The 3985-nt window shown below is 65.4% G+C and carries 5 protein-coding genes and 1 riboswitch; of the genes, 4 read left to right on the forward strand and 1 reads right to left on the reverse strand.

The window, feature by feature from the left end; genetic code table 11:
- From VF584_18735 to VF584_18750, 4 genes are all read left to right on the forward strand, one after another.
- A partial coding sequence (locus tag VF584_18735) for a hypothetical protein (GenBank protein HEX8212220.1) occupies positions 1-181 on the forward strand: 181 nt, incomplete at its 5' end.
- Positions 182-218: 37 nt separating this feature from the next.
- On the forward strand, positions 219-689 hold the full coding sequence (locus VF584_18740) for a hypothetical protein (GenBank protein ID HEX8212221.1): 471 nt from the start codon (positions 219-221) through the stop codon (positions 687-689).
- Between the two features lie 232 nt (positions 690-921).
- Positions 922-996: riboswitch (cyclic di-GMP riboswitch) on the forward strand.
- Between the two features lie 117 nt (positions 997-1113).
- The gene (locus VF584_18745) at positions 1114-2196 is read left to right on the forward strand and encodes a hypothetical protein (GenBank protein HEX8212222.1); all 1083 of its coding nucleotides are present in this window, start codon (positions 1114-1116) and stop codon (positions 2194-2196) included.
- Positions 2197-2219: 23 nt separating this feature from the next.
- On the forward strand, positions 2220-2684 hold the full coding sequence (locus VF584_18750; protein HEX8212223.1) for a hypothetical protein: 465 nt from the start codon (positions 2220-2222) through the stop codon (positions 2682-2684).
- Between the two features lie 459 nt (positions 2685-3143).
- Here VF584_18750 and VF584_18755 read toward each other — a convergent pair whose 3' ends face one another.
- The gene (locus tag VF584_18755; protein ID HEX8212224.1) at positions 3144-3689 is read right to left on the reverse strand and encodes a hypothetical protein; all 546 of its coding nucleotides are present in this window, start codon (positions 3687-3689) and stop codon (positions 3144-3146) included.
- Positions 3690-3985: the final 296 nt, after the last annotated feature.

Below are 3985 nucleotides of genomic sequence, written 5' to 3' on the forward strand. Positions count from 1 at the left end.
CGGCGGCGCCTCCTTCGCCCTGGCCGACCTCTCCACCCTGCGCCCCCCGGTCCCCAAGCTCCAGCTCGCCGAGATCGCGCCGGTCGTCGCCCCCGTCGCCGAGGCCCCGCGCCCGGACAGCATCGCCCCGCCGGTGGCGGAAGCTACGGACACGGTGGCGGTCGCGGTGCCGCAGCCCTGATCCCAGGGCGGGCCGCGTAACGCCTGGAGAATCACCCGTGAGCTCCTACGCCGGCATCGACGACGAGCTTGGCGAGGGGATGAACCGCATCGGCCTCGCGGCCCTGGACGTCGCCGGCGACCCTGATGCGCGCATCCTCCTCTATGCCGAGGTGGAGGAAGACCTGGATCACATGATCCTCCGGTATGCCCTGCCCGGTGCGGAGAAGCTGCGCTGCGCGCTGGAGTTCCACGAAGTAGCCGACGCGGTTCGCGACGCGTGGGAGCACTCCAGGGAGGCAGGCCCTCGCTACCGCTGGCGAGCGATGGTCTACCTGGTCCAGGACCGCAAAATGCGCGTCCAGCTGCTCTACGACGACGAGGTGGACCCCGAGCTTTCGATGTACGACAAAGAGGACCGTCTGCTCCAGGAGCACTTTCCTGGAATGGAGGTCGAACCAGTGGATATGCCCGGCGGCGTAGAGCTCACTCTGGACGACCGGCCGTTCTGGAAGAAGCTCTGGCGCTGACCCGTGATGCCGAGACGAGTGGTGACATGATAGGTCCCGTTCGGGGCGAAAGCTGACCTGAAGAGAGGCCCCTACCGGTTTCGGTCGTGGGGCCTCTCGTCTGTTTTGGATGGGCGTCGCCGGATCTGTGCCGATGTGTGGCACCTCCACCTGGGTGACCAGGTGCGTTCTTAACGCGCCGTTATTGTGCGCCGATGCGTTCTGCCATAGAATTGTAGCCGCAGCACCGAAGAAACGATAAGAGCACACCCGTCGCGAGGCGGGGCCGCAAAGCTAGGGGTCTCACCGAGACAGCCCGGCCGCCGAACCTTCATCCTCCTGTTTCCATGCACTCGCCCCTGTGGCGGCCCGTACGCCCTCGCGGTCCTCCCGCTCGTCCTGTGTCATTCGCGTTCATCATTCGCCAATCACTACAGGACTCATCATGACTATCCGCACGCCCGGCGCGCGATGCGCTCTGCGCCAGGCTCTCACCATCCTGTTGCTGCTCGTGAGTACGAGCTGCGACCGTGGCTTACCTACCACCGCTGTCCAGGAGAAACCGGCCGGTCCGCTGAATACCCGAGCCGACTCGCTCGCTTTTGAGGCATGGGCGCGCACGAACGGACTGACCCCGCGCTTCAACGTCAGCACGTCCAGCACATCCACCGCCATCCCCATGCTTCCCGGCGACCGCGCAATCATCCGGCTTCTCTCCGCGGAGTGCGCCCGCGCGGGCAACACGATCTCTGTCTATGGGATCGTGAGCGGAACTCTGACGAGAGACGCTTGCTACGACGTTGGGGCAACGCTGGCACTCGGCCCGGCGATTACGGAGGGCGGGTTCGGCTTTTCGGGCAACGGCAAGTTCATGGTCGAAGGCACCTATCCGCGCTTCACCGTGAAATTTGAGGACTCCGGCGACGACGACTATAACGATGCGGTGATCTCGGTGCAGATCGTAACCGGGCAGTGCGATCCGCTTCTCCAGGATTCTGCGTTCCGGGGTCCGCTGGAACTCGCCGTCCAGCGTACGGGTTGGAGCCTGCCGCTTGCACAGCGTACCGAGTACGGCGGCTGGATGACCGTAAACCCGGAGGGTGAACGCGAGTTCGTGGAGTTCGCCTACACGTCACAGGGACCCTGCCATGCAGTTGGACAGCCGGGACAGCTCGCGTCTCTCCTGAATACCGGCTATACGATTCTGGGCACGATCCATACGCACCCGACTGACGGAAGCAGACTGCCCGATCCGGGCAACTGCATGACCTACGATCCGGGAAGCAAGCAGCTCGTTCCCGTGCAGCCTGGCCCCGACGGGCGAATCGACTTTGACAAGGGGCCGAGCCAGCGGGATCTCGCAGCGTGGAGCAACGGCAATAATCCTGGGTGGCCGGGGTATGTAATCGAACCACCAGGCCGGGTGTACCGGTGGGAGCGCGACGGCGAGGGGAAGCTCCGGCGCACCGAGTTTGCCTTTTACGCCGTCTGCCCTGCTTCCCCGCCGCCCAGTGGAGGCGCACAGTGAGCTCGAATCCGATACATCTGCACATGAGAGCCATTGCTCTGGCGCTCGCTCTGCTCATCGCGCCTTCTTTCGCCGAGGCACAGAAGAGCGGAACCGTACGCTACGGAAAGTGCGGCGACACGTCGCTGGAGGATGACATGGTCCCGTATCTCTACGGCTCCTTGTTTGTGGACGACGACCAGGCGGACACACGCGCATCCTTCGGGATTCCGCAGCACGAACCCGGTTTTCCGATGAGCGTCATTCGGGACGAGCGTGTGTGCGGTTCGCTGCTCGGTGCCGTTCGCGATGCGCTCAACGTGATCTACCCTGGGCGGGCCCGCGCGAGCGACTTTCTCCTCACCTTCATGCGGTTTGGGACGTACTACGGTGTGGCGGTAAACTACAAGCCGGGAGAGCTGCCGGAGGGGGTGCGCACGGCTACCCCTTTCATCATCATCGATTGGGACGGCCGCAAGTACCTTGGCCAGGTGTGGAAGCAGCCGTAAACGACCGCCCGCCCCGTTTCAGGGGCCGCAAGGCCGCCTCCGCTCGCTCCGGACACCATCCCGGCCGGCGGAGGGCACGGATACGGTGGCGGCGGTGACGGTACGCTGATCCGCAACAAAGGCCCGGAGCCCGCTCGCTCGAGTCGTTTCGCGTCCGCGGGTCCAGACTCCGCGCGCTCCGGGAGGTCCCGACCGGAAGAGAGAGGCCCTGCAGCCGGTTCGGTTGCAGGGCCTCTCTCTTGGGTCGCCGCACTTCTGGGCGACCCCTGATCGCCGCTCCCCTACGCTGCCGCTGAGCGGGTTCCGCACTAATCGTAGTACACAGAGTCGCCGTTCTCGTTGGTCACTGGCAGTGCGGTGGCCGGGTAGAGGCCCGCGAAACAGCTGAAACCCGACGAGTACGAAAGAATCGCTAAGTATCACGCCCACTGCCCGTCCGATCCCGGATGTGGCGCGTGTTCATGGGTTCACCTCCAGCATGCGTGCCCGTCCGATCTCCGGGATCTGCACCGTGTCGGTTCGCTTCGCCCGCAGAAGGTAGGTGGCCTCGCTGGGGCCGCGCTCCGGGATGGTGTAGTCCATCTGCCTGATCTGGTTCCCCAGCCGCACGCGCTGATCCGCGGTCACGAACAGAACCCGCGCTGATGAGATCTCCAGATGGGCGAACTCATCCTCATCGAGGGCGATCCGCGCGAGCGAAATCGCGCGCGAGGAGATCGTAGACTCGGAGAAGATGAATGCGCGCTTCGCCACCCCGGTAGGGTCACGGACCACCGCGGCCACGGCTCCGTCGGGCAGCGGCCCCTCGGCGAAGCCGATCCGCAGAGGAGCATCCTTTGCGATCTGCGCCAGACACTCCGCGGCCTGCTCAGCGCGGCGGTTCTCGAGACTGTTCTCCAACTCGCGAAGATGTTGAGCGAAATTCGACCCCAGCTCGCTCGCCGGGATCACGCGGACCCGATCGTCGCGTCCCGCTCCACCCGCTGCGTCTTTGGCCGCCGCCATCGCTACTCCGGACGGTGCAGTGGTTGTTGGAATCCCCTGGGTCGTTGCGTCGCACCCCATGAGCGCGACCACGATCAGGGCACCCGCAGATTGAGCACGCACGAACACCTCCAGGTGAAAGGGTGAGTTCATCTGGAACGAGCGGGAGTGCAGTCCGACCGCGCCTACTCCCGCGGCGGCGCCTCCTTCGCCCTGGCCGACCTCTCCACCCTGCGCCCCCCGGTCCCCAAGCTCCAGCTCGCCGAGATCGCGCCGGTCGTCGCCCCCGTCGCCGAGGCCCCGCGCCCGGACAGCAT

This window comes from Longimicrobium sp. (assembly GCA_036389135.1).
GTDB lineage: Bacteria > Gemmatimonadota > Gemmatimonadetes > Longimicrobiales > Longimicrobiaceae > Longimicrobium.

Excerpts from the sequence above, each read along its gene's own strand:
- VF584_18745 (HEX8212222.1), top strand. The coding sequence starts at position 1,114 with ATGACTATCCGCACGCCCGGCGCGCGATGCGCTCTGCGCCAGGCTCTC.
- VF584_18755 (HEX8212224.1), bottom strand. The coding sequence starts at position 3,689 with ATGGCGGCGGCCAAAGACGCAGCGGGTGGAGCGGGACGCGACGATCGG.
- VF584_18750 (HEX8212223.1), top strand. The coding sequence starts at position 2,220 with ATGAGAGCCATTGCTCTGGCGCTCGCTCTGCTCATCGCGCCTTCTTTC.